This is a genomic window from Liquorilactobacillus uvarum DSM 19971, assembly GCF_001434935.1.
GTDB lineage: Bacteria > Bacillota > Bacilli > Lactobacillales > Lactobacillaceae > Liquorilactobacillus > Liquorilactobacillus uvarum.
In genome coordinates this window covers 1-209 of sequence record NZ_AZEG01000159.1, presented here as the reverse complement: position 1 = coordinate 209, position 209 = coordinate 1, and the positions used below count along the sequence as shown (strand labels likewise).

Annotated in this window: 1 protein-coding gene; it reads left to right on the top strand. The window is 33.0% G+C overall.

The features are described from left to right. The coding region (locus tag FD20_RS13230; protein ID WP_157060954.1) for an integrase core domain-containing protein at positions 1-209 on the top strand (209 nt) is incomplete at both ends.

The following is a 209-nucleotide window of genomic DNA, read 5'->3' as shown; positions in this document are numbered from 1 at the left end:
TTTTCATTCAGATATGGGTTCACAATATACGAGCTGTGATGTTGAAAACTTGCTTAGTCGACATCAAATCCTCCATTCGTATTCTAAGCAAGGATATCCTTACGATAATAACCAAATAGAAGCTTTTCATTCATTATTAAAACGAGAATTCGTTTTTCAAACGCACTTCTCAAGCTTTGAGGACTTAATTCTCAGAATCTCAAATTATA